The sequence below is a fragment of the Kitasatospora sp. NPDC033851 genome, assembly GCF_055576085.1.
This window is the reverse complement of sequence record NZ_JBVIRL010000004.1, coordinates 465,413-490,153: the sequence shown is the minus strand read 5'-3', so window position 1 is coordinate 490,153 and position 24,741 is coordinate 465,413. Positions and strand designations below refer to the sequence as shown.

Sequence of the window (24,741 nt, the reverse complement as noted above, 5' to 3'; positions counted from 1 at the left end):
CCTCAGAGCTCGAACGGCTCCGGCGGCGAGAGTGCTCACCTGCTGGCGGCTACGGCACCGAGTCTTCTACAACCCGGTAGCTCCCATTAGGCGGGCACGGCCGCCGAGGCAATCGGTTCGAGCAGCGGGTGCGGGCCGACCAAAGCGCGGGAGACCGGGTCCTCGCGGCGACTGCCCGAGCGGGCGGGGTTGGGGCGCATGGTGATCTCGGCCGGCGGGACGGGTGAACCGCCGCAGGTCGGGCAGGCGCCGACGAGGTCGAGGTCGGTGCCGCAGGCGGCGTGCGCGAAGAGGTGGTGCGGGCCGCCCTCGGTGGCGTGCCGGCCGCCCCAGCGGCTCAACTGGTAGAGCGGGCCCCAGAGTTCGAGGCCGGTCTCGGTGAGCAGATAGCCATGGCGCAGCGGCGCCTGCTGGTACGGCTCCTTGCTCAGCACCCCGGCCGCGACCAGGGCGTTGAGGCGCGTGGTGAGGACGGCGCGCGGGATGCCGAGGTGGGTGAGGAAGTCGTTGAAGCGCTGCACCCCGTAGAACGCGTCGCGCAAGATCAGCAGGCTCCAGCGCTCGCCGACCACCTCCAGGGCGCGGGCCAGTGCGCAGTCCTGCAGTTCGTAGTCGGTTCCCAGGGCCATGGGCGCCAGCCTAGTCCACGGCCCTAGCGGGTTCAATGAACAGACCAACAGTGGTAGCGTGCCACCCGAAACGAAGGTTCATTCACCAGACCTTCGGGGCGGAACGGCCGGTCCCGGGGTCCAGTCCGGAGGGAACACCCATGCCCCCCGCAGCACCCGGCTCCTCCCCGGCACCACCCACCTCCTCCCCCGCCACCCCGCCTCCGCGCGTCCGGCCCGGCGCCACGCTCGCGACCACCTCGGCGGCGACCGCGCTGACCACCGTGGCCTACACCGCCCCCACCGCCTCGCTCGCCGCCACCGCCCAAGCCGCCCACCTGGGCGCCTCCGGCCGCACCTGGATCCTCACCGGCACCCTGGTCGGCATCTCGGCGCTGCTGCTCACCGCCGGAAGCGCCGCCGACGACCACGGGCGCAAACGGGTCTTCACCTTCGGCGTGCTGCTGTTCGCGGCTGCCGAGACGCTGTCCACCCTGGCCCCCGGCGGCGCCGTCTACCTGGCCGCCCGAGTACTCCTCGGCCTCGCCTCGGCGGCCGTCCTGGCACCGGCACTCGCCCTGATCAGCCACGCCCACCCGACCGGGCCCGAACGGATCCGGGCACTGGGCGTCTGGGGTGCGGCCGTCGGCCTCGGGATCGCGATCGGCCCGGTGTACGGCGCACTGGTCCAGCAGTGGGCCGGGTGGCGCGCGGTCAGCGGCGGCATCGCGGTGGCCTCGGCCGTCGTGGCCGCCTGCGCCGTCGCCGTCCTCACCGAGTCACGGGCCGAGCGGCCGCGCGCATTCGACCCGTACGGGGTGCTCACGCTCGCCACCGGAACGTCCTGCCTGATCGCGGGGCTGGCCGAGGGGCGCAGCGGGTGGGGGCGGCCCTCGGTGGTGGCGCTGCTGGTGGGCGGGGTGCTGCTGCTGGCGGCGTTCGCCGTGGTCGAGGCGAGGGTGCGGGAGCCGATGCTGGACCTCGCGCTGTTCCGCAGCCCCGGCTTCATCGCGGCCACCGGCGGGGCGCTGTTCACCGGGCTGTCGCTGGTCGGGTTCATGAGCTACCTGCCCACCCTGCTCCAGGGCGTACTCGGCCTGTCCGGGCCGGCGGCGGGCGGCGTGCTGGCGCTGTGGTCGGGCCTGTCGGTGGTGTCCGCGCTGCAGGCCCGACGGCTGGCGGCGCACCTGTCGGCCACCGCGCAGGTCGCCCTCGGGCTGCTGGTCTGCGGGGCGGGCGAGCTGGGCCTGTACGGGCTCACGCCCGGCTCGTCCTGGCTGCGACTGGCCCCGGGGCTCGCCGTCGCGGGCATCGGCAGCGGGGTGCTCAACGCGGCCCTCGCCCGGCTGGCGGTCGGCAGCGTCCCGGCACACCGGGCGGCGATGGGCTCCGGCGCCAACAACACCTCCCGCTACCTGGGTTCGGCCCTCGGCGTGGCGGTCACGGTCGCCGTCGCCGGCTCCGCCCGCCCGGGCGCGCCCGGCCCCGAGGCGGCGGCCCGCGCCCTCGCGGCGGGCTGCGATCGGGCCGTCCTGGTCGCCGCCGCCCTCTGCCTGCTCGGCGCCCTGCTCGCCCTCGCCGCCCGCACCGCCGAAGCCCGCACGGACGCGGAGACGGACACAGCGCAGCCAGCCCGAGAACCCGCCGCCACCCGGTGACGGTCAAGAAGTCGACCCGGCCGACGTCCCACGCAGCCGCCCACACGGATACGCAGACGGATGCCACGCAGCCGGCCCGAAAGCCCTCGGCCGTACGGTGACGCACAAGAACGCACAAGAAGTCGACCCCGCCGACTTCCCGCGCACCGCACCGCACCGCGCGGCGCGGCGCGGCGCGGCGCGGCTGGGACGGGACCGGCTCGGGGCTGTTCGTGCTGTGCCCGGAGGCGGCCGTCGGGGGGTGGACGGCCGGGGAGGCGCTGCCTGCACCCGCCGAGGAGTATGCGGCCGCGTTCCCGGTGCCCGGGCACGGTGACGCGCCGGTACTGGGCGGGGAGCCGCTGCTCGTCGGGTGGCCGGCCCAGGAGCGCCTGCTGCCACGGTGAGCGGCCGCCCGGGGCCGCGTGCGAAGATGGCAGGGCTGGTGGGAACGATCTCCGGACGCTTCTGGGACGGTTCTCTGGCCATGGTGGACCACAACACGCAGCGCGAGGAGGAGCCGCAGCAGGACGCCCTGCTGATGGTGCCGATCGCGACGGCGCTGATCGCGGCGGACGGGCGGATCCTGCACTGGAGCAGCGACGCGGAGGCACTGCTCGGTCACCGTGCGGAGGACGCGGTCGGGGCGAAGGCGGCGAAGCTGCTGACCTCCGACGTGGAGCGGCCCGAGGTGCTCCAGTTGTTCCAGCGGATCCTCGAGGGCCGGCCCTGGACCGGCGTGTTCCCGGTGCGCCACCGTGACGGGCACCTGGTGAACCTGGAGTTCCGCACCCATCCGATCCGCGGGCCCGGCGGTGAACCGCTGGTGCTGGCGGTGGCCTCCGAGGTGACGACGCTGCGCCGGATCCAGGCGGACCTGGCGGTCCTGGACGGGTTCTTCACCCAGTCCCCGGTCGGCATGGGAGTCTTCGACACCGAGCTGCGTTTCGTCCGGTTGAACGAGGCGCTGGCCCGGGCCAACGGTCTGGCCCCCGGACAGCACCTGGGCCACCGGCTCACCGAGGTACTGCCCGGGATCAACGGCGCCGAGGCCGAAGCGGTGATGCGCCAGGTGCTGGAGAGCGGCGAGCCGGTGGTGGACACCCGCTCGCACGGCCGGACCCCGGGTGACCCGCAGCACGACCACGCCTGGTCGGCCTCCTACTTCCGGCTGGAGGACCGCAGCGGTCGGGTGCTCGGGGTGAGTTCGACCGTCATCGACATCACCGAGCGGTTCCGGGCCGATGCCCGGGCGGCCCGCGCGCAGGAGCGGCTGGCCCTGCTGGTCGATGCGACCGCCTCCATCGGCACCACGCTCGACCTGCGGCAGACCGCCCGGGAGCTGGCCGACGCGATGGTGCCCCGGGTCGCGGACATCAGCGGGGTGTTCGCGCTGGAGGCACTGGTGGCCGGCCGGAACGTCGAGCCGCCCGCCCCGGACACGCCCCAGTTGGTGCGTCGCCTGGCGCTGGCGACTGCCGACCCGCTCTACCCGTCCGAGGCGCTGCCGGTGGACGCCGTGTACGAGCTGCCGCCGGACTCCCCGTACGCCCGCGCGATGAGCACCGGGCGCACGGTGGTCACCCCGTCCTGGGAGCTGCCGGTGCTGAGCGAGGGCATCAACGAGAGCCGCCGGCAGGCCTACCTCGGCGACCGGCCGCGCTCGGTGCGGATCACCCCGCTCGTGGCGCGCGGCACCACGCTCGGCATGGTGGTGTACTCGCGGCGCGGTGAGCGCGAGTCCTTCGCGGAGGCCGACATCACGCTCGGTGACGAGCTGGCCTCGCGGGCCGCCGTCGCGATCGACAACGCCCGGCTGTACCTGCGCCAGCACCAGACCGTGCTGGCCCGCCAGCAGGCGCTGCGCGAGGCCAAGGCCGCGCAGGAGCGCCTGGCGCTGGTCAACGTGGCCTCGACCCGGATCGGCACCACGCTCGATCTCGCCCAGACCGCACAGGAGTTGGCCGAGGTGGCGACGCCCAGGCTGGCCGACACGGTGGTGGTGGAGGTGCTGGAGGAGCTGGTCCGCGGCGAGCGTGAGGCCCGCGCGCCGGCGGACGGCTCGGCGCTGCTGCGGCGGATGGCCTTCCATTCGGTGCACGGCTCGACCCTGAAGCCGATCGCCCGCACCGGCAACGTGCACCGTTTCCAACCCGGTTCGCCGTACGCGTGGAGCTTGGCGCACCGCAAGCCGGTGCTGGTGCCGCGGATGGACGAACAGGGCATGGCCTGGTTCGCCGACGACCCGGTGCGCACCGCCGCCATACGGGAGCAGAACGTGCGCTCGTTCATGGTGGTCCCGCTGATCGCGCGCGGCACCCCGGTCGGCGTGGCGGGCTTCTACCGGACCCTGGTCGAGCGCCCGTACGAGGACGACGACGTGGCGCTGGCCGGGGAGTTGGCGGTGCGGGCGGCCGTCTCCATCGACAACGCGCTGCTGTTCACCCGCGAACGCGACGCGGCGGCCGCCCGGCAGCGGGCGTTGGACGAGGCCTGGGCCGCCCAGCAGCGGCTGTCGCTGTTGAACGAGGCCAGCAACCGGATCGGCACCACGCTCGATCTGCACCGCACCGCCCAGGAGTTGGTGGAGGTGGTGCTCCCGCGCTTCGCCGACTTCGTCACCGTGGACCTGCGGGAGGCGGTGCTCAGCGGCGAGGAGCCGGGGACCGTCCCGGCGGAGGGTCGGGTGCTGATGCGGGCGGTGGCGGTCGGCGAAGTGACCTCGGACGGCACCATGACGGGGGCCGCCGACCAGGTGGGCGAGACCTCGCAGTCCGCCCAGCTGTACGCGCAGAGCCTGCGCACCCGGCGCTCGATCCTGGTGTCCGAGGTGACCGAGGAGGAGCTGCGCCGGATCGTCGCCTCCCCCGACCGGGTGCAGCCGGGGCTGGACGCCGGGGTGCACTCGTACCTGATGGTGCCGCTGATGGCGCGCGGACACGTGCTGGGCGGCGCGGAGTTCGTCCGCACCCGCAACCCGGTGCCGTTCGGCCCGGCTGACCGCTCGCTGGCCGAGGAGCTGGCCGCCCGCACCGCGCTCGCGATCGACAACGGCCGGCTCTACCGCCGGGAGCGGGACACCGCGCTCATGCTGCAGCGCAGTCTGCTGCCGCAGGAGGTGCACCGCACCCTCGGCCTGGAGATCGCCTACCGCTACCTGCCCAGCAGCGTGGTCAGCGAGGTCGGCGGCGACTGGTTCGACGTGGTGCCGCTCTCCTCCGGGCGGGTCGCGCTGATCGTCGGCGACGTCATGGGCCACGGCATCCGGGCCGCCGCCACGATGGGCCAACTCCGTACGGCGGCACGAACGTTGATCACCCTTGACCTGGACCCGGCGCGGGTCCTGTACCGGCTGGACGAGGCCACCACGGCCGTCGGCGAGGGCCAGTTCGCCACCTGCGTCTGCGTGGTGTACGACCCGGTGGACCGCCGCTGCACCGCGGCCAGCGCCGGGCACCTGCCGCCCGTGGTCTGCGACGCCGAGGGACGGGCCCACCTGGTCGAGCTGCCGACCGGCACACCCCTCGGCGTCGGCGGAGTCCCGTTCGAGAGCGCCGAGTTCACCCTCCCCGAGGAGGGCATCCTGACGCTCTACACGGACGGCCTGGTCGAGCGCCGGGGCCGCGACCTGGACGAGGGCCTGCAGTTGCTCTGCCGCACCGTCGCCGACCGGCGCCGCTCGCTGGAGCAGACCTGCGACGCCGTCCTGACCCGGCTCACCGGCCGCACCAGCGAGGACGACATCGCCGTCATCATGGCGCAGGTCCGCCCGCACGGCGCGGACCGGATCGCCACCCTGCCGCTCACCGGCGACCGCGCGATGGTCGCGCACTCGCGCCGCTTCACCCGCGAGACGCTGGCGGGCTGGGGTCTCGGCGCCCTGGCCGACTGGGCCGAACTGCTCACCAGCGAACTGATCACCAACGCCCTGGTGCACGCCGGATCCCCCACCCAGCTGAGGCTGTTCTGCAACCGGGTGCTCACCGTCGAGGTCGCCGACCAGGAGGCCGAGGCGCCCCGGATCCGCCGCGCCCGCACCGAGGACGAGGGCGGCCGGGGCATCCACCTGGTCAACGAGCTCGCGCACCGCTGGGGCAGCCGCCGCACCGCCGACGGCAAGGTGGTCTGGTTCGAGCTGGAGCTGCCCCCGGGGGTCTCGTCCACCACCTGAACAACGGACGCTGTCGGGCCGCCGCCACGGCTGTCGGCCCGGGCGGCCACCTCACCGACACCCGACCGGCCCGCCCGGCCGGGACCGGGCCGCGCTCAGTCCGGCAGGAGGAGGTTGACGTCGCCGAACTCGTGCCAGAGGTAGCGGTGTTGGACGGCGGCGCGGTAGCAGGTGGCGAGGAGGGGGCGGCCGGCGACAGCGGCGAGCATCAGGAGGTGGGAGGCGCGGGGTTCGTGCCAGCCGGTGAGGAGGCCGTCGACGGCGCGGACGCCGCGTTCGGGGGTGATGACCAACTCGGTCCAGCCGTCGGCTTCCTGGAGGGTGCCGTCCGGTGTGGCCGCGGACTCCAGGGCGCGGACCACGGTGGTGCCGACGGCGATCACCCGGCCGCCGTCGGCCCGGACGTGACCGGCCAGTCGGGCGGTGGCGGCCGGGACGCGGAAGCGCTCGGCGTACGGGGCCTCGTGCGCCTCGGGCGAAGCCACCCCGGTGTGCAGGGTGACCGGCGCGACGAGCACGCCCCGGCCGGCCAGCCGGGCCACCACCTCGGCGCTGAACGGGCGGGCCGCGCTGGGCATTTCGCTGCTACCGGGGACGGTCGCGAAGACCGTCTGGTAGGCCTCGATCGGCCACTCGCGGTCCACGTAGCCGTACCGGATCGCCCGGCCGTGCACCGCCAGGTACGGCAACAGCTCGCAGGGCAGGGCGAGTTCGGCGTACCAGAGGCGGGCGGTGAAAGCCCGGGTCAGCACCGCCGTACCGCCTGCGGGCAGGGCGACCCGCAGGCCCGCGCGGGCCGGGGACTCCGCCGGCGAGTAGTACGCCGCCGCTTGCCCGGGCACGACACGACGCAACTCGACCAGGTGGGCGCCGTACCGGTCCGGCTGGGCGGAGGAGACGTGCAGCGCGACGGGCGTGCCGTCGGGCAGCCGGCCGGGCAGCGCGGCCGGGAGGGTGGCCGAGTTGTTGACCACCACGAGGTCTCCCGGGCGCAGCACCTCGGGCAGGTCGGCGAACCGGCGGTGCTCGACGGCGCCGGTGTCGCGGCGGCCGACCAGCATCCGGACGCCGTCCCGGGCCGTGCCACGCGCCTCCGCCGGTGCACGGGCGGAGAGCTCGGGCGGGACGGCGAGGTCGAGGCCGAGGTCGAGGCCGAAGCCGAGGCCAAGGCCGGTGAATGCGGTCATCGCCCGCCCCGGTCCCCGGCCGGGACGGCCAGGTCGTCGGCCGGGGCGGCGAGGTCCTCGGCACGGTAGCGGCCGGACGGGGTGCGGTCGCGGAGCAGGCCGAGCAGGACCGGCGCCACCTGCTCGGGCAGCGGCTCGCCGGAGATGTCCTCGCCGGGGCTGGCCTCCTGGAGCATTCGGGTGCGCATGCTGCCCGGGTCGACCGCCCAGACCCTCAGCTCCGGTTCCTCCCGGGCGAGGACGGCGGTGGCCAGGTCGAGCGCGGCCTTGCTGGCGCCGTAGCCGCCCCAGCCGAGGTAGGGCACCACGGCGGCGTCGGAGCTGATGTTGAGGACGGCGCCGGCGTGACCGCGCAGTTGGGGCAGGACGAGCTGGGTGAGGGCGATCGGGGCGAGCGCGTTGACCTCGAAGGTCTCCAGCAGGTCCGGCAGCGGGTAGTCGGCCAGCCGGGGCAGCGGCTCGGATCCGGGGGCGGGGGCGCCGTTGAGCGTGCCGGCGTTGTTGACCAGCAGGCTCGCGCCGCCGAGGCGCTCGGCGGCCTCGGCGAGGTGGGCGCGGTGGTCGTCGTCGACGACGCTGCCGGGCAGCGCGACGACCTTGGTGACGGCGGACAGGTCCGCCTCGGCGGCGGCGAGTCCGGCCGCGCCCCGGGCGGTGATCACCAGCTGCCAGCCGTCGGCGGCGAGGGCGTGCGCGAGGGCCAGCCCGAGGCCCCGGGAGGCGCCGGTGACCAGGGCGACGGGGGCGGTGTGCGGTGCGGCGGTGCGCTGTGCTGCGTTCATGCCGTAACGATCCGCCGCCGGGGCGGGCGGCGGATCGGCCCTCGGAACCGGGACCGGGTCGGACCTTGGGACTAGACCGGCGGACGGACCCGGGACTCCGAGCCCGCGCCCGAGCCCTCCGAGCCCGAGCCTTCCGCCCCGCCCTCCGACCAGCCCTCGGACCAGCCCTGCGGGTCGGTCCAGGCGGCCAGGGTGCGGCGGCTCTCGAAGCGGCGTTCCCGGCCGGTCAGCGGGTCGGTGAACTCGATCGCCGAGGCGAGCAGCTGCAGCGGACGGCGGAAGTCGTCCGGGGCCGGTTCGGGCAGCACCACCGGGTACACCGGGTCGCCGAGGATCGGCAGTCCGAGGCCGCTCATGTGCAGCCGCAGCTGGTGGGTGCGTCCGCTGAGCGGGCGCAGCCGGTAGCGGGCGAGGCCGTCGCGGCGCTCCAGCAGGTCGATCCGGCTCTCGCTGTTCGGCGGCGCGTCGACCTCCTGCGCGGCGATCACCCCGCGCTCCTTGACGATGTGGCTGCGCACGGTGCGCGGCAGGCTCAGCTCCGGGTCGTACGGAGCGATCGCCCGGTACTCCTTGCGCACCAGGCGGTCGCGGAACAGCGTCTGGTAGGCACCGCGCTCCTCGGGGCGCACGACGAACATGGCGAGGCCGGCGGTGAGCCGGTCCAGGCGGTGCGCGGGGCTGAGCACGGGCAGGTCGAGGGTGTGCCGCAGCCGGGAGAGCGCGGTCTCGGTGACGTGCCTGCCGCGCGGGGTGGTGGCCAGGAAGTGCGGCTTGTCGACGACCACCAGGTGCTCGTCGCGGTACAGCACGACCAGCTCGAACGGGACCCGCGCCTCCTCCGGGAGGTCCCGGTGGAACCAGACGTGCGCGCCGGGGCGGAACGGTTCGTCCGGGGCGACCGGACCGAGCGCGCCGACGATCTCGCCGTCGCGCAGCGCCGCCTCGATCCGCTCGGCCGGGACGGTGGGCAGCCGGTCGACCAGGTGGTCCCGCAGGGTGGGCCAGGGGCCTTCGAGCGGCAGCCGGAGGTGCACCGGGTCCACGCCGTGGCGTTGCGGGAGGGGGGAGGTCGGGCGGCGGCTCTTGCGTCTCATCTCCCGGCCCAGCGTAGTGCGCGCCCCGCCCGTGCCCGCGGCCGAGGTGCTGCCGCGGCCCGCGGCCGAGGTGCCGGGCCGGGGTGGGGCGGGGAGAGTGGACCGGTGGCCCTCGCTCGGCCGGCGGCCACCGACGCTCGGTCGATCAGCTACCGGACCCCTGTCGGGCCTTCCGACGGACCACTGGACGGACCCCTGGAGGACGCGTGACCGCCGACGGCCCGGACGGGGTGCCGCCGCTGCACCTGCCCCGACGGACCCGGATGCTGCTGTACGGCTCGCTCCTGCTGCTGGTCGCCGCCGTGGTGGCCGCCCTGGCCCTCGGCCCGGGGACCACCCTGGCGCCGCTGCTCGCGGTGGCCCCCGTCCTCGCCGGGGCGACCACCCGACGGGCCCGGGTGCCGCTGCTGGTCGGCGCGGCGGCGCTGCTCGCGGTCGGGCTGCTGGAGTCGGCCAACACGCAGCTGCCGCTCTCCGTCCGGATCAGCGTGCCGGTCACGGTACTGGCCTCGACGCTGGCCAGCGCCGCCAGCGTCGTCCTGGTGGCGGCCCGCGAACGGGAGCTGTTCCAGGTCCGGACGGTGGCCGAGGCGGCGCAGCGGGCCCTGCTGCGGCCGCCGGCCGAGCGGATCGGGCCGCTGCGGGTGGCGGTGCGCTATGTCGCGGCGGCGGCCGAGGCGCGGATCGGCGGGGACCTGTACGCCGTGGTGGAGACCCGGTTCGGGGTGCGGATCCTGCTGGGCGACGTCCAGGGGCACGGGCTCCCGGCGGTGGAGACGGCGGCGGACGTCCTCGGGGTGTTCCGGGAGGCGGCGCGGACCGAGCCCGACCCCGGGCGGCTCGCGGAGCGGCTGGACGCGGCGCTCACGGCCCGCCCGGACGAGGACCGGTTCGCCACCGCGCTGCTGCTCGACGTGGCGCCGGACCGGGGGCCGGTGCAGGTCGTGAACTGCGGCCACCCGGCCCCGCTGCTGCGCCGGGCGGGCCGGGTGTGCGAGCTGGAGCCCCCGTTCCCGGCGCCGCCGCTGGGGCTGCTCGGGCTGACCGGCGACGAGTACCCGGCGCGGCGGTTCGACCCGGAGCCGGGCGACCTGCTGGTCCTGCACACCGACGGCGTGTCGGAGGCCCGGGACGCCGACGGGCATTTCTACCCGCTGGCGCAGCGACTGCCCGGCCTGCACGGCGGCAGCCCGGCGGACCTGCTGGACGCGCTGCTGGCGGACGTCGGCGGCTGGGTCGGGGACTCGGGGCTGGCCGACGACGCGGCGGTGCTGGCAGTGCGCTGGGAGCCGTGACAGGCCGGCGGGGCGGGGACGGCGGGGACGGCGGGGCTCAGGGGAGCAGGCAACGATTGTCAGTGGTGGGTGCAAGGCTCGGTGCGCGGTCGGCGGGGAGCCTGCTCGGTGCCCTGCCGCCGGACCACGACCGACGATCGACGAGGGGACGCTGCCGTGGGGTTCAAGGCTGAGGGGTTCAGGGCCGAGGGATCGTTCGAGCTGACGGCGTTCGAGCCGGTGGAGACGGAGGAGCGGGAGGGCGCGTCCTTCGGGCGGATCCGGATCGCCAAGACCTTCGCGGGCGCGCTGAGCGGGACGAGCGAGGTGCGGATGCTCTCCGTCGGGGGCCCGTCCGGCGGCCCGGCGTCGTACGTCGCGGTGGAGCACGTGACGGGTGAACTGGACGGGCGCAAGGGCTCGTTCGTGCTCCAGCACACGGCCTGGGACGCCACCGGGACGACGATCCGCGTGGTGCCGGGCACGGGGGCGGGCGAGCTGGCCGGGATCACCGGGGAGTTCCACCTGGCCGTCGACGAGTCCGGCGCCCACACCTTCGTCCTGGAGTACGAGCTGGGCTGAGCATATGAGCCGGGCTGACGTCCCGGGCTGACGAGCCGTACTGACGTCCCGCACCGCCGCGCCGCCGCCGCGCGCCGCACCCGCCGAAGGCTCGGCGGCACTGTCACGATGATGCGATCAGTGCACGATCGACATCGGAGGGTGGCACATGCCCGGCACGGCGGTGGATCGTACGACGGCAGCGGTCACGACAGCGGTCACGGCAGCAGCCGCAGCAGCGGTCGTGGAGGCAGCAACGGCCACGGAGGCGGCCACGGTCGAGGAGGTGGTCGGCCGGCTGCGGGAGATCGGGGCGGGGCTGCCCCAAGCCGACGGGGTGGCGGTCTTCAACCGGCTCTACCTCGACGTCACGGAGGCGGTCCGCGAGCGGCTCGCCGACGGGTACTTCGCCGACCCTGTGGCGATGGCCGAGCTGGACGTGGTGTTCGCCGGGCGATACCTGCGGGCCGTGGCCGCCGACGCGGCCGGGCAGGAGCCGCCCGCCTGCTGGCGGGCCCTGTTCGCGCTGCGCGCCCACCCGGGCGTGCACCCGCTGCAGTTCGCGCTGGCCGGGATGAACGCCCACATCCAGCACGACCTGCCGCTGGCCGTCGTGGACACCTGCCGCCGCCGGGGCTGCGAACCGGCCGCCGTCGAGGAGGACTACCACCGGATCAACGGGGTGCTGGCCGAGGTGGAGGCGGCCGTCCGGGAGCGGCTGATGCCCGGGCCCGACCTGCTGGAGCACGCCGAGCCGCTCACCCACCGGCTCGGCGCGTGGTCGGTCGCCTCGGCCCGCGAGGGGGCGTGGACCGCCGTCGCGGCGCTCTGGGAGCTGCGGCACCTGCCGGGCGCGGCCCGGGCTTTCGCCGCCGCGCTGGACGGCTCGGTCGGGCTGCTCGGCCACGCCCTGCTGCTCCCGCTCGGGCGGGGAGACGGACACACCCCGACCGACACGGCACCGACCGACATCGCCCCGACCGACATCGCCCCGACCGACACGGCGCCGCTCGGCCGGCTCCCCGAGGCGAGGAACCGGCCGGCCGGCGCCGGGGATGCGGGCGATCAGGCCCAGCTGGAGTGCAGCGGCTTGCCCTCGGCGTAGCCGGCCGCGCTCTGGATGCCCACGATCGCCTTCTCCTGGAACTCCTCCAGGCTGTTGGCGCCCGCGTAGGTGCAGGAGCTGCGCACGCCGGCGATGATCGAGTCGATCAGGTCCTCGACTCCCGGGCGGGTCGGGTCGAGGAACATCCGGGAGTGCGAGATGCCCTCCTCGAACAGGGCCTTGCGGGCCCGGTCGTACGAGGAGTCCTGGGCGGTGCGGTTGCTCACCGCGCGGGCCGAGGCCATGCCGAAGCTCTCCTTGTACTGGCGGCCGTCGGCGGCGGTCTGCAGGTCGCCCGGGGACTCGTAGGTACCGGCGAACCAGGAGCCGATCATCACGTTGGAGGCGCCGGCGGCCAGCGCCATCGCGACGTCGCGCGGGTGCCGCACGCCGCCGTCGGCCCACACGTGCTTGCCGAGTCGGCGCGCCTCGGCGGCGCACTCCAGGACGGCGGAGAACTGCGGGCGGCCGACGCCGGTCATCATCCGGGTGGTGCACATGGCGCCCGGGCCGACACCGACCTTGAGGATGTCGGCGCCCGCCTCGACGAGGTCGCGGACACCGGCGGCGGAGACCACGTTGCCGGCCACGATCGGGATCTGCGGGTCCAGGCCGCGCACCGCGCGCAGCGCGCTGATCATGGATTCCTGGTGGCCGTGCGCGGTGTCCACCACCAGCACGTCGGCGCCGGCCTCGATGAGGGCCTTGGCCTTGCCCGCGACGTCGCCGTTGATGCCGACCGTGGCGGCGATCCGCAGCTTGCCGGCCGCGTCCACGGCCGGGGTGTAGAGGGTGGCGCGCAGCGCACCCTTGCGGGTGAGGATGCCGACCAGACGGCCCTCGCCGTCGACCACCGGGGCGAGCTTGCGGTGCCCCTCGGTGAGCTTCTCGAAGGCGGCGCGCGGCTCGATGTGCTCGTCCAGCAGCAGCAGGTCGCGGGACATGATGTCGGCGAGGCTGGTGAAGCGGTCGACGCCCTGGCAGTCGGAGTCGGCGACCACGCCGACCGGCTTGCCGTCCTCGACGACCACGAGGGCGCCGTGCGCGCGCTTGTGCAGCAGCGAGAGCGCCTCGGCGACGGTGGCGCCCGGGGCGAGGGTGATCGGGGTGTCGAACACCAGGTGGCGCTGCTTGACCCAGGAGATGACGTCGGCGATGACCTCGGTGGGGATGTCCTGCGGGATGGCGACCAGGCCGCCGCGGCGGGCGACGGTCTCGGCCATCCGGCGGCCGGCGATCGCGGTCATGTTGGCCACGACCAGCGGGATGGTGGTGCCGGTGCCGTCGTTCGAGGAGAGGTCCACACCCTGCCGGGAGCCCACGGCGGAACGGCTGGGGACCATGAAGACGTCGTCGTACGTGAGGTCGTACGAGGGCTTGAGGTCGTTCAGGAAGCGCATGAAGGGGGCTCTCTGGCTGGGAGAAATTACACCTCGGGTGCGGTTGCGGCGATGCCGTCGGGGCGCACTCGGGCGCCCTGCACCCAGCATTCGATTCTCCGTGAGGGCGGAGGCAAAAGCCAGTTCGAGGAGCATTGCTGGGGCTGTGCACAAACAGTGATCAATGCTCCGCGCGTAGACATGGACGATCATACAAAGACCCCCTCCCACGTCCGCTTTTCGCCTCGGCGTGGACCGCTCCCGTAGCATTCACGCGGTAAACGGCGAGGCGAACGGGAAACGGCAGCAGGCGTGGGCATCGGGCAGACGGACATCCGGCAGGGTCAGGACGAGGACACCGAGGAGGAGATCGACTACGGTCCCGGCCTCGACCCGGAGCGGCTGAAGCTCTGTCTGGAGGTGATCGCCGAGCTCGACGAACTGCACGTCGACCACCCGGACGCGATCACCGTCCGCCAGGCCGTCGGCGGCATATTCCGGACCCTCAAGCAGCGTCGCCGCCAGGAGACCCGGGCCCGCAAGACCGCCAACGACCGCGAGGTCACCGCCCGCACCGCCACCGGCGCGCCCACCCGGATCGACGACGAGACGGCCGGCGCCTTCGGCCTGACCACCGTCACCACCACCGAGATCGCCGGCATCCTGGAGCGCCCGCGCTCCTGCTACACGTGCAAGCAGCGCTACGTCGAGGTCGACGCGTTCTACCACAACCTCTGCCAGGACTGCGCCGTCAAGAACCGCGCCCACCGGGACGCCCGCGCCGACCTCACCGGCAAGCGCGCGCTGCTCACCGGCGGCCGGGCCAAGATCGGGATGTACATCGCGCTGATGCTGCTGCGCGACGGCGCCCACACCACCATCACCACCCGCTTCCCCAACGACGCGATCCGCCGCTTCAAGGCGATGCCGGACAGCGCCCAGTGGATCCACCGCCTCAAGGTCATCGGCATCGACCTGCGCGACCCGGCCCAGGTCATGGCACTCGCCGACGAAGTCGCCGCCGACGGCCCGCTGGACATCCTGATCAACAACGCCGCGCAGACCGTGCGCCGCCCGCCGGAGTCCTACCGCGAGCTGCTCAACGCCGAGTCCGCCCCGCTGCCCGCCGGCGAGCTGCCGCAGGCCACCACCATCGGCCGCTTCGGCAGCGGCAGCGTCGACCTGCCCGCGCTCCCCCACCAGGCGGGCGGCGACAAGCAGCGGCTGGCCGCCGAGGACGTCACCTCGCTCGCCCTGGTCACCGGCTCCGCCACCCCCGCCCGGATCGCGGCCGGCACCGCGATCGACGCCGGCGGCCTGGTGCCCGACCTCGCGGACACCAACAGCTGGGTGCAGACGGTCAGCGAGGTGGGCCCGATCGAGCTGCTGGAGGTGCAGCTCTGCAACTCCACCGCGCCGTTCATCCTGATCAGCCGGCTGCGCCCGGCGATGGCCGCCTCCCCGTCCCGCCGCAAGTACGTGGTCAACGTCTCCGCCATGGAGGGCGTGTTCCAGCGCGGCTACAAGGGCGCCGGCCACCCGCACACCAACATGGCCAAGGCCGCGCTCAACATGCTCACCCGCACCAGCGCGCAGGAGATGTTCGAGTCCGACGGCATCCTGATGACCGCCGTCGACACCGGCTGGATCACCGACGAGCGGCCGCACCCGGACAAGATGCGCCTCGCCGACGAGGGCTTCCACGCCCCGCTCGACCTGGTCGACGGCGCCGCCCGGGTGTACGACCCGATCGTGCGCGGCGAGCAGGGCGAGGACCTGTACGGCTGCTTCATGAAGGACTACGAGCGCGGCAACTGGTAACCATTCCCGGTAACTACCCCGAAGGAGACCTCGACGTGACCACCGCACCGCTGCTCGGCGCCGGGATCATCGTGCCCACCGGGGACGGCCGGGTGCTGATCGGCCGGCGCACCACCGCCGGTGAGCCGCCCACCTGGAGCCTGCCGGGCGGCAAGGTCGACCCGGGCGAGTCCTTCGAGCGGACCGCGGCCCGCGAACTCGCCGAGGAGACCGGCATCGTGCTGCCCGCCGAGGGGATGCGGGTGCTCGCCGTGCACCTCGACCACGAGCTCGGCCGGCCGCGGCTGACCGCCGCCGTCCTCGCGCCGCCCAGCCTGGCGGAGGCGGTGGTCACCGAGCCGCACGCCTGCGCCGGCTGGGAGCGCTTCGCGGTCGACGAGCTGCCGGAGCCGATGTTCTACCCGTCCGCGCTGGTCCTGGGCAGTTGGCTGCCGGGGCTGGACGACGTACGGCGGGCCGGGACGCACGGCTACCCCGTCGCCCGCTGAGGGCAGGCGACGGGGCGGCGGGCCGTCGCGGGCCGGTCGGCCGACGGAAATCAGGGCCGGTCGGCCGACGGAAATCAGGGCCGGTCGGCCGACGGAAAGCAGGGGGTGGCCCCCACGGCCACCCCCTGCCACCACTGCCTGCCTTCCCCGCAGCTCGGCCCGGCACCCCCACGGTCGACCGGGCCACGGCCGCGCCCAGGCACGGGGGGCGCCGCCGGCACCCAGCCTGCCCGGTCGGGACCTCCACTGCCGAGGGCCGAACGTCCCCGGCCCCAGGGCCGAACGTCCCGGCGACAGGGCCTCACGAGGCCGAACGACACGGGCGGGACACCCACCCGCGATGGCACTCCTACGAGCGCGCACGACTCTTGTGCCCGAGGGCCCGTCGGGTGGAAATTGGTGGCGAACCGCCGTACGCCCCCACTCCCCTGAGGAGCCATCAACGTGTCCAGCACACCCCGCCCGGCCAGGCCCGCGTCGCTCCCGCGGCGAACCGGCCGTCAGCTGCGGCGGGCTCTCGGTGCCCGGCACGAACCGCTCGCCCGCCCCCTCGACCGCTCCCGCGCCCGGGCCTGGCTGCTCGCCGCGCTCGGCACGGTGCTCGCCGTCGCCCTCTCCGCGGGCGGCGCACTGCTCCTCTACCGGGACACCGCACCCCAGGCCGCCGCCGAGCACGCACGGCTGCACCGGATCGACGCCCTGGTCCGCACCGCCCCGGAGCGCGCCGCCGTCACCGGCAGCCGCTTCGCCGGGGGCTACAGCAATCAGATCGACGTCGAGGCGACCTGGACCGCCCCCGACGGCACGCCGCGCTCCGGCACCGTCCAGGCCCCGCGCTCGACCGTCACCGGCAGCAGCATCCCGATCTGGGTCGACCGGGCCGGCCGCGCCTCCACTCCCCCGGTCGACCGCACCGCCCTCGCCCTCTCCGCCGCCTGCACCGGCAGTGGCGCCCTCCTCACCCTGCTCGCCCTCGCCGTCCTCGCGCTGCGCCTGCGCCTCCACGCCCTGGACCGCCGCGCCGAAACCGCCTGGACCGACGGCTGGGCCCGCCTCGAACCCCGCTGGAGCGGGCGTGCGGGACACCGCCACGAGGACTGAGCCGGGTGGTGGCTCAGCGGGGCTCGGTCCAGGCCGGGGCGGGGACGCGCCTGGCGGCGCGGTGCGTGCGGGCGGCGACGGCGAGGAGGAGGGCGAGGGCCAGGGCGAGGGCGGTGGGGACGTTGGCATGGAGGACGAGGACGGCTCCGAGGAGGGCGCCGGCGAACATCCAGACGGCGGAGGCGAGGCGGCGGAGGCCGGTGCGGTCGGCGGCGAGGGCAGTGATGGTCATGGTGAGCACGGTGGTCGTGAGGTCGGGCACCTTCAGCGCGCGGACCACCGCGTTCTGACCGCCCATGGCGAAGCCGAGCAGCCCGATCAGGGTGTAGCGGACCGGTTCGGTGGTGTGGCCGACGACGGCCGCCAGGACGGTGCTCGCCGCGACGAACGCCGACTGGACGCCGACGGCGGCGGTCAGCAGGTGGCCCCGGTGGCCGGGCAGGCGGCGGGCGAGGTGACCACCGGCCAGGGCGCCGAGCAGGAAGGCGGCGAGCGCGGCGAGCGAAGCGGTGGCGGAGAGGTTGGCCGCGCCGGCCAGGGCGAAGCCGAGGAACACCACGTTGCCGGTCATGTTGGCGACGAAGACGTGGCCGAGTTCGAGGTAGCTGACCGCGTCCACCACGCCGGTGACCACGGTCAGCATCAGCAGCATCGGCACCAGCGGCCCGTGCTCGGGGTCGGGGGTCGGCATCGGTCTCCCAGGCGGTTCGTGTGACGGTCCTTCCGTTCTACTCCCTCTCCCCCTCCGTTTCCTCCGTTCCTCTGCCCTGTCAGGCGAGCGCGGGGCTGTCGGGGTCCTCGGGTTCGTCGTCCAGGTGCCAGTGCAGGTCGCGGACGCCCGGTTCCAACGACAGCCGGGTGACGACCTGTTCGAGCGCCGGGGCGACCTGCCCGGTGATCGAGACGGTGGCCCGTAGGCTGGTGGCGTCGCCCTGCTCGGTGCGGCGGGCGCGCAGGCCGGTCGGGGCGAGGCCGGAGGCGGCGAGGGCCTGGAGCAGCAGGGCCCGGATGTGGCTCTCGGACTTGCGGTCGCACTCCAGGTGGACGGTGGCGCGGCTGGTGGAGTCCGGGTCGCTGCCGGACTGCGGGGCCCGGTCGAGCAGCCGGCCGGCCGGGCGCAGCACCAGGTGGACGACGAGCACGGCGAGTGTGCCGAGGACGGCGAGCTCCAGTTTGCCGGAGGCCGCGAGCACCCCGACGGCGGCCGAACACCACAGCGTGGCGGCGGTGTTGAGGCCGCGGACGCCGGCGCCGTCCCGGAGGATGACGCCACCGCCGAGGAAGCCGATGCCGGAGACGACGTAGGAGGCGACCCGGGTGGGGCTCCCGGTGTCGCCGACGGCCTCGCTGTAGAGGACGAACAGGGTGGCGCCGGCAGCGACCAGGGCGTTGGTGCGCAGGCCGGCCATCCGGGCCCGCCACTGGCGCTCGACGCCGATCAGCGCGCCGCAGGCGACACCGGTGGCGAGCCGGACCAGGAAGTCGGCGGTGGTCAGGGTGTGCACGACGGCACCTCCTTCACGGGGGTGAGGTCACGGGGGTGGTCAGTGGCCCAGCGCGGTCTGGGCGACCTTGATGATGACCATCACCATCGCCACGAGCAGGTAGGCGCGCAGGGCTCCCATGCCGAGCTTGCGGGCGGTGGACATGGCCGGCTTGTCGAGGGTCTCCAGCGGGGGCATCCGCCAGTTCGCGCGGCCGGTGCGGTCGACGGGGTCCTCCTTGGTGGCGGTGCGGCCGGAGGTGAAGGAGTACCCGGCGACGAGGACGCCCGCGACGCCGCAGCCGGCCATGATCCACAGGATCGCCTCGGAGCTGATGTCCGGCCAGACCACGGCCGCGGTCAGGATCATCGAGAGCGTCACCAGGACGCCGACCACCGCCGAGGTGAAGGCGTTGGTCCTGGGTCCGTTGACCCAGGGGCCGAGCACCGCGCGGTCGTTGCAGAGGAGCAGCAGGAAGACGGTCGCGGAGGGCAGCAGTACGCCGGCCAGCACCTGCACGAACTGCGTCATCAGGCCCTGCATGGCGTCCGTCGACAGCAGGGTGATCGCGGCGGCCAGCGTCACCAGGCCGGCGTAGACGGCGTAGAAGCCCTTGGCGCCCTTCACTCCCCGGTGCAGCGAGTGCTTGATGCCGAACACGTCGCCGATCGCGTACGCCGTGGACAGCGAGACGGCGAACGCGCCGATGATCGAGGCGTCCAGCAGCGCGATCGCGAACAGCACACCGGCGACCCGCCCGGCCTTGGCCTCGATGCCCCGGGCCACCGCTCCCGCGTCGGAGAACTGCCCGAAGCCGTCGGTGCCGGCGAAGGCCGCCGCCGTGAGGCCGATCAGCGCGGCCGCGCCGACGATGACCACGACGATCCCGATCCACAGGTCGACCTTCTCGTACGTCATGAAGCGCGGGGTGATCCGCTTGTCGATGACGTACGACTGCTGGAAGAACAGCTGCCAGGGGGCGACGGTGGTGCCGACGATCGAGATGATCACCAGCATCACGGCGGCGAGCTGCCCCGACCCGCCGGGCATGGTGGGCGTCACGAAGTCGTGCGCCATCTGCGAGGTCTTCGGGTGGACCAGGAAGTAGATCGGCACCAGCAGCAGCGAGCCGACGCACAGGGTCACCGCGACCCGCTCGAAGCGCCGGAACGACCCGGTGAACGCCGAGGCGATGATGACCGCCGCCGCCAGGACCACGGCGGCCGCCTTGGGCAGACCCAGGTAGCCGGCGGCGAGCGTCACGCCGATGAACTCCGTCACCAGCGTCAGCGCGTTCAGCAGGAACAGGTCGATCACGCTGAACGCGCCCCAGAACCTGCCGAACCGCTCCAGGATCAGCCGGGCGTGCCCGACCCCGGTGACGGCGCCGAGCCGCAGCACCATCTCCTGGTTCACGTACAGCACCGGGACCAGCATCAGCAGCGTCCACAGCAGTTGGGTGCCGTAGTTCTGCCCCGCCTGGCCGTAGGTGGAGAAGGCGCCGGCGTCGTTGTCGCCGACCATCACGATCAGGCCGGGGCCGACGATCGCGAGCAGCGTCTTCAGCCGGGCCGACAGGCCGTGGCGGGGGGTGGTGTCGTCGAGGCGGATGGTGCCGAACGCGCCCTTGATGTCGCCGACGTGGGCGTCGTCCAGAACGGCGTTGCGGGCGCTCGGAGTTGTGGGGACCTTCGGGTCCAGCATCAGGTTGGTCATGGCAGGGCCTCCCTGCCCCCTTCTTGAGGGGGCGTCAGGGGGCACGCGGCGGCGACCCCTGCGGGCGCACGGCGCCGGACCGCACAGCACCGGACCGCACGGCGGCGGGTTGCACGACGGCGGACCGCATGTCAGCGGACCACATGCGCCGGACCGCACGGCGACGCCGGGCGGCGGCGGCCGTACGGACATGACGATGCGCCAGATCGCTTGTGTCCGAGCATGGTTGAGCCAGGCGGAGCGCCGGGTGGACGCGCAGGGGAGGTTGTTACCGCGTGCCGGAGGTGATCGAGAGCATGCGGGGGCAGGGGCGACTGTGGCCCGGACTACTGCAGTCCATGTCTCTCGCCTCCTCCCGGCCGGGGCGCACCGAACGGGCGCCTTTCGCGCAGCCCAAGGCTGCGAACCGCCCTCAGCATAGACCGGCCCCGAGCGCCCGGGGACCGCTTTCCGACTCATCTTCGACACCTTTGTAGAAGTTTGACCGAACCCCGATTCGCCTTGAGCATCTTCTTCCGGCATATATAGTTCATCGACATATGCAGTTGAGAAGCCCACGAGGGGGAAGTGTGTCCCACACCGATCCGGCCCGACCCGCGCCCGTCCTGCGCCTGGCCAACGTCACCCGGGTACACGGGCGCGGCGCCGCCGAGGTGCACGCCCTGCGCGGCATCGACCTGGCCGTCCACCCGGGCGAGTTCGTCGCCGTCATGGGGCCGTCCGGCTCCGGGAAGTCCACCCTGCTGACCCTGGCCGGCGGGCTGGACCGGCCCAGCGACGGCGAGGTCCTGGTGGAAGGGGTCTCGCTCGGCGGCCTCGGCCGGGGCAAGCTCGCCGACCTGCGGCGGCGCTCCATCGGGTACGTCTTCCAGGACTACAACCTGATCCCGGCGCTCACCGCCGCCGAGAACATCGCCCTGCCGCGCGAGCTCGACGGCGTCCCCGGCCGCCGGGCCCGCCGGGAGGCCCTGGCCGCGCTGGAGGAGCTGGGCATCGGCGAACTCGCCGACCGCTTCCCCGACGACATGTCCGGCGGCCAGCAGCAGCGCGTGGCGATCGCCCGCGCGCTGATCGGCGAACGGCGGCTGGTGCTCGCCGACGAGCCGACCGGGGCGCTCGACTCCGCCACCGGCGACGCCGTGCTCGCCGTGCTGCGCGCCCGCTGCGACGCCGGGGCGGCCGCGATGATGGTCACCCACGAGGCCTCGCATGCCGGCTGGGCGGACCGGGTGGTCCACCTGCGGGACGGCGCGGTCGACGCGGAGAGCCGCGGCTACCGCTCCGCCACCCGCCCTGCGGCGCACCACCGGCCCAACGCCATGGGCGAGGTGACGCAGTGAGGCTCGGAGCCTGGCGGGTCGCCCTGCGCATCGCCCGCCGTGACGCCCTGCGCGCCAAGGGGCGCAGCGCCCTGATCGTCGCCATGGTCGCCCTGCCCGTCCTCGGCGTCACCGGCGCCGACGTGGTCCACCGCAGCGGACAACTCTCCCCGGCCGAACGGGTCGAGCGGGTGGTCGGCGGAGCCGACGCCCTGGTCACCGCGCTCAAGCCGGGCCTGACCGTCGAGCAGGCCCCGGTCGCCGAGGACGGCGCCTTCGCCGTCGACTCCCGCCCGGGCCAGCAGCCGACGGCCGAACAGCAGAAGGGCGCGAGCACCGACCCGACGACGCTGGCCGGTTCGCTGCTGCCGCCCGGCAGCGCGCTCACCCCGGCCCGGCCCGGGCCGGAGACCGGCGCGAACTCGCCCGAGGGACTGGTCCGCACCCTCACCACCGAGGCCAACCTCGGCGACCCGATCTGGCGCGGGCGCATCGACCTGGTCGAGGGCCACGCCCCGAACGCCCCGCACGAGATCGCCGCCACCCGGGCCTTCCTGGACCACGCCGGACTCAAGGTCGGCGGCACCACCACCGTCCAGGGCCTGGAGCAGACCACCTTCACCGTCACCGGCGTGGTGGAGCACCCGGACGAGCTCGGCCGAGTCGAACTCGTCGCCCGGCCAGGCGAGTTGCTCGACCCGCTGGCCGCCGCCGCGGCGCCCGGCCAGTCCGCCGCCGAGCGGGCCTCGGGCCAGCGCGCCGCCTGGCTGGTCCGCCTCCCGGCGGGCGCCGCGCTCGACTGGGCCAAGGTCCAGGAGTTCAACGCCCACGGCTTCACGCTCACCGCGCGCTCCGTCGCACTCGCCCCGCCGCCCCGCGCGGCCGTCCCGTACTACCGCGACGCGTACCGCTACCGCGACCCGGCGGCCGACAACACCACCAAGCTGGTCATCGCCACCGTCACCGGCATGGCCCTGCTGGAAGTCGCCCTGCTCGCCGGGCCCGCCTTCGCGGTCGGCGCCCGCCGCTCCCGGCGCCAGCTCGCCCTGCTCGGCGCGGCCGGCGGCAGCCGCACCCACGTCGGCGCGGTCGTGCTCGGCGGCGGCCTGGTCCTCGGCACGGCCGGGGCGCTGGCCGGCGTCGCACTCGGCACCGCCGTGGTCGCCATGCTCCGACCGCAGATCGAACAGGTCGGTGGCACGCGCTTCGGCCACTTCGCGCTGCCCCCGCTGGACCTGCTCGCGATCGCCGGCATCGGCCTGGTCACCGCCCTGCTGGCGGCGGCGCTGCCCGCCCTGCAGGCCGCCCGCCGCAGCGTCACCGCCGGGCTGACCGGCCGGGACACCGTCCGCGGGCCCAACCGCTGGGTCACCGTGACCGGCCTGCTGCTGGTCGCCTTCGGCGCCGGGGTCACGATGTACGGCGCGAGCGCGGTCCAGCACGGCCAACCGGCCGTCAGCAGCTTCGACACCCGCACCCTCACCGTGCTCGGCGGCTCGATGACCGCCGAGATCGGACTGCTCCTGTGCACCCCGATGCTGGTCGCCGCAATCGGCCGGGCCGCCCGGAGACTACCGCTCGGCCCCCGGCTCGCCCTGCGCGACTCCGCCCGGCACCGCTCGCGCACCGCCCCGGCCGTCGCCGCGGTGATGGCCGCCGTCGCCGGCGCCGTCGCCATCGGCGTGTACAGCACCAGCACCGACGCCGAGAACCGGCGCGACTACCGGCCGCAGGCCCCGTACGGCGCCGTCCGGCTCGTCAGCTACAGCGACGGGCCCCGACTCGACCAGGTGCGCGGCGAGGTGGAGAAGCAGCTGACCGGACTCGGCCAGCGCGGCGACCTCGCCGAAGCGGTGTACCGGTTCTGCCCCAACTGCTCCAGCACCGTCCAGCTCAAGGGCCAGGTGAACTGGCGCACCCTCACCGACCGCCCGCACCTGGCCGCCGCGGACGCCACCGTGCTGCACAACCTCTTCGGCATCCACGACCCGGCCGTCGACCAGGCGCTGGCCGACGGAAAGCTCCTCGTCTTCGACCCTGCCTTCGTCGGCGCCGACGGGAAGACCGTACTCCAGCTGCGCGGCGGCAGCGGCGCGCCACTGCAGCCGGGCGAGATCCCCAAGCCCGACCTGCAGGAGATCCCCGTCGACGCGGTGGTGGTCGCCAACCCGACCGCCGCCCGCTTCGCCCAGGGCATGCTGCTGCCCTCCGCACTCCAGAAGCTCGGGCTCTCCGCGCAGCCCACCGGCTCGGTCTGGCTGCCCGCCACCCCGCCCGACCGCAAGGCGCAGCAGCGCGCCGAAGCGGCCGCGGTCCGGCTCGACCGCGTCGCCCAGCTGGACGTCGAACGCGGCTACCAGCCGAAGAGCGACGCGCTCACCCTGGCCCTCACCGGCTTCGCCGGACTGGTCGTCCTCGGCGCGGCCGGGATCGCCACCGGCCTCGCGGCCGCCGACTCCCGGCAGGACCAGGCCACCCTCGCCGCCGTCGGCGCGCCGCCGCGGATCCGGCGGACCATGGCGGGCCTGCAATGCGCGCTGATCGCCCTGCTCGGAGCGCTGCTCGGAGCGGCCAACGGATTCGTGCCGGCGGTGGGGCTGTTGAAGTCCCGGGCGAGCGGATTCGGGGCCCAGCCGGCGCTGATCACCGCCCCGTGGGGCGAGCTGCTGCTGGTCGTGCTGGCCCTGCCGGTGGTCGCGGGGCTGCTCGCGGCGCTGTTCACCAAGTCCCGGATCCCGCTCGGGCGGCGGCTGTCCTGAGGGCCGGGCGGTCGGGTTCGGACGCCATCCGAGCACCGGCCAGGCACCGCCCGAGCACTGGCCGACCGCTGGTCGGACACCGACCGAACACCGACCGAGCACCGGCTGAGCACGGATTGACACCACTCGGACACCACCCGGGCACCGCTCGGCACACGCCGGGCGCCCGCCCCCCGCCACCCGGGGGCGGGCGTCCGGCGCTCGCCGTACCATGGGCCGCGTTCCGGCGGGCGAAGGGCGCCGGCGATGGGCTCG

The 24,741-nt window shown here is 74.5% G+C and carries 18 protein-coding genes; 10 read left to right on the top strand and 8 right to left on the bottom strand.

What is annotated here, in order from left to right:
• Positions 1-86: 86 nt before the first annotated feature.
• Positions 87-629: a winged helix-turn-helix transcriptional regulator gene (locus ACZ51D_RS11720; protein WP_465662024.1), complete on the bottom strand. Its 543-nt coding sequence runs from the start codon at positions 627-629 to the stop codon at positions 87-89.
• Between the two features lie 140 nt (positions 630-769).
• Between ACZ51D_RS11720 and ACZ51D_RS11715 the strand changes: the two genes are divergently transcribed.
• A complete protein-coding gene (locus tag ACZ51D_RS11715) occupies positions 770-2,266 on the top strand; it encodes an MFS transporter (protein ID WP_465662022.1) in 1,497 nt (498 codons plus the stop codon).
• Positions 2,267-2,690: 424 nt separating this feature from the next.
• Positions 2,691-6,416, top strand: a complete 3,726-nt coding sequence (locus ACZ51D_RS11710; protein WP_465624874.1) for a SpoIIE family protein phosphatase — start codon at positions 2,691-2,693, stop codon at positions 6,414-6,416.
• A 95-nt stretch (positions 6,417-6,511) separates the two neighbouring features.
• Here the strand turns inward: ACZ51D_RS11710 and ACZ51D_RS11705 are convergent, their stop codons facing one another.
• From ACZ51D_RS11705 to ACZ51D_RS11695, 3 genes are all read right to left on the bottom strand, one after another.
• Positions 6,512-7,603, bottom strand: a complete 1,092-nt coding sequence (locus ACZ51D_RS11705; RefSeq protein WP_465662020.1) for an S-adenosylmethionine:tRNA ribosyltransferase-isomerase — start codon at positions 7,601-7,603, stop codon at positions 6,512-6,514.
• The gene (locus ACZ51D_RS11700; protein WP_465624870.1) at positions 7,600-8,385 is read right to left on the bottom strand and encodes an SDR family NAD(P)-dependent oxidoreductase; all 786 of its coding nucleotides are present in this window, start codon (positions 8,383-8,385) and stop codon (positions 7,600-7,602) included. The genes ACZ51D_RS11705 and ACZ51D_RS11700 overlap by 4 nt, the downstream gene beginning before the upstream one ends.
• 71 nt (positions 8,386-8,456) lie before the next feature.
• Complete coding sequence (locus ACZ51D_RS11695; RefSeq protein ID WP_465624868.1) at positions 8,457-9,479, bottom strand: pseudouridine synthase; 1,023 nt, start codon at positions 9,477-9,479, stop codon at positions 8,457-8,459.
• Between the two features lie 206 nt (positions 9,480-9,685).
• On the opposite strand from ACZ51D_RS11695, the gene ACZ51D_RS11690 reads away from it, so the two are divergent.
• From ACZ51D_RS11690 to ACZ51D_RS11680, 3 genes are all read left to right on the top strand, one after another.
• A complete protein-coding gene (locus ACZ51D_RS11690; RefSeq protein ID WP_465624867.1) occupies positions 9,686-10,774 on the top strand; it encodes a PP2C family protein-serine/threonine phosphatase in 1,089 nt (362 codons plus the stop codon).
• A 156-nt stretch (positions 10,775-10,930) separates the two neighbouring features.
• A complete protein-coding gene (locus tag ACZ51D_RS11685; protein ID WP_465624865.1) occupies positions 10,931-11,335 on the top strand; it encodes a DUF3224 domain-containing protein in 405 nt (134 codons plus the stop codon).
• 223 nt (positions 11,336-11,558) lie between these two features.
• The gene (locus tag ACZ51D_RS11680; protein WP_465662018.1) at positions 11,559-12,419 is read left to right on the top strand and encodes a DUF5995 family protein; all 861 of its coding nucleotides are present in this window, start codon (positions 11,559-11,561) and stop codon (positions 12,417-12,419) included.
• Here the strand turns inward: ACZ51D_RS11680 and ACZ51D_RS11675 are convergent.
• Positions 12,380-13,819, bottom strand: a complete 1,440-nt coding sequence (locus tag ACZ51D_RS11675; RefSeq protein WP_465624861.1) for a GuaB1 family IMP dehydrogenase-related protein — start codon at positions 13,817-13,819, stop codon at positions 12,380-12,382. The two genes, ACZ51D_RS11680 and ACZ51D_RS11675, sit on opposite strands and share 40 nt — an antisense overlap.
• Positions 13,820-14,116: 297 nt before the next feature.
• On the opposite strand from ACZ51D_RS11675, the gene ACZ51D_RS11670 reads away from it, so the two are divergent.
• The 3 genes from ACZ51D_RS11670 to ACZ51D_RS11660 all read left to right on the top strand — a co-directional run bounded on the left by ACZ51D_RS11670 (position 14,117) and on the right by ACZ51D_RS11660 (position 17,208).
• Positions 14,117-15,619 (top strand): SDR family NAD(P)-dependent oxidoreductase, encoded by a 1,503-nt coding sequence (locus ACZ51D_RS11670; protein WP_360492317.1) that lies wholly within the window; start codon positions 14,117-14,119, stop codon positions 15,617-15,619.
• Positions 15,620-15,654: 35 nt separating this feature from the next.
• The gene (locus tag ACZ51D_RS11665; protein ID WP_360491813.1) at positions 15,655-16,107 is read left to right on the top strand and encodes a nucleotide triphosphate diphosphatase NUDT15; all 453 of its coding nucleotides are present in this window, start codon (positions 15,655-15,657) and stop codon (positions 16,105-16,107) included.
• 444 nt (positions 16,108-16,551) lie between these two features.
• Positions 16,552-17,208, top strand: a complete 657-nt coding sequence (locus ACZ51D_RS11660; RefSeq protein WP_465662016.1) for an Rv1733c family protein — start codon at positions 16,552-16,554, stop codon at positions 17,206-17,208.
• 13 nt (positions 17,209-17,221) lie between these two features.
• On the opposite strand, the gene ACZ51D_RS11655 is transcribed toward ACZ51D_RS11660, so the two are convergent.
• The 3 genes from ACZ51D_RS11655 to ACZ51D_RS11645 all read right to left on the bottom strand — a co-directional run bounded on the left by ACZ51D_RS11655 (position 17,222) and on the right by ACZ51D_RS11645 (position 20,408).
• Positions 17,222-17,899, bottom strand: coding sequence for a YoaK family protein (locus ACZ51D_RS11655; RefSeq protein WP_465662014.1), 678 nt, complete (start codon positions 17,897-17,899; stop codon positions 17,222-17,224).
• Between the two features lie 79 nt (positions 17,900-17,978).
• Entirely contained in the window at positions 17,979-18,713 is a 735-nt protein-coding gene (locus ACZ51D_RS11650; protein WP_465624858.1) for an MgtC/SapB family protein, read from the bottom strand.
• 39 nt (positions 18,714-18,752) lie between these two features.
• Positions 18,753-20,408, bottom strand: a complete 1,656-nt coding sequence (locus ACZ51D_RS11645; RefSeq protein ID WP_465624856.1) for an NRAMP family divalent metal transporter — start codon at positions 20,406-20,408, stop codon at positions 18,753-18,755.
• Between the two features lie 539 nt (positions 20,409-20,947).
• Between ACZ51D_RS11645 and ACZ51D_RS11640 the strand changes: the two genes are divergently transcribed.
• The gene (locus ACZ51D_RS11640) at positions 20,948-21,748 is read left to right on the top strand and encodes an ABC transporter ATP-binding protein (RefSeq protein WP_465662012.1); all 801 of its coding nucleotides are present in this window, start codon (positions 20,948-20,950) and stop codon (positions 21,746-21,748) included.
• A complete protein-coding gene (locus tag ACZ51D_RS11635; protein WP_465662011.1) occupies positions 21,745-24,486 on the top strand; it encodes an FtsX-like permease family protein in 2,742 nt (913 codons plus the stop codon). Before ACZ51D_RS11640 ends, ACZ51D_RS11635 begins: the two co-directional genes overlap by 4 nt.
• Positions 24,487-24,741: the final 255 nt, after the last annotated feature.

Bases quoted from the DNA above. Each gene is read 5' to 3' on its own strand.
- ACZ51D_RS11645 (WP_465624856.1), bottom strand. From the start codon at position 20,408: ATGACCAACCTGATGCTGGACCCGAAGGTCCCCACAACTCCGAGCGCC.
- ACZ51D_RS11640 (WP_465662012.1), top strand. From the start codon at position 20,948: ATGCAGTTGAGAAGCCCACGAGGGGGAAGTGTGTCCCACACCGATCCG.
- ACZ51D_RS11700 (WP_465624870.1), bottom strand. From the start codon at position 8,385: ATGAACGCAGCACAGCGCACCGCCGCACCGCACACCGCCCCCGTCGCC.
- ACZ51D_RS11720 (WP_465662024.1), bottom strand. From the start codon at position 629: ATGGCCCTGGGAACCGACTACGAACTGCAGGACTGCGCACTGGCCCGC.
- ACZ51D_RS11705 (WP_465662020.1), bottom strand. From the start codon at position 7,603: ATGACCGCATTCACCGGCCTTGGCCTCGGCTTCGGCCTCGACCTCGGC.
- ACZ51D_RS11695 (WP_465624868.1), bottom strand. From the start codon at position 9,479: ATGAGACGCAAGAGCCGCCGCCCGACCTCCCCCCTCCCGCAACGCCAC.
- ACZ51D_RS11655 (WP_465662014.1), bottom strand. From the start codon at position 17,899: ATGCCGACCCCCGACCCCGAGCACGGGCCGCTGGTGCCGATGCTGCTG.
- ACZ51D_RS11715 (WP_465662022.1), top strand. From the start codon at position 770: ATGCCCCCCGCAGCACCCGGCTCCTCCCCGGCACCACCCACCTCCTCC.
- ACZ51D_RS11675 (WP_465624861.1), bottom strand. From the start codon at position 13,819: ATGCGCTTCCTGAACGACCTCAAGCCCTCGTACGACCTCACGTACGAC.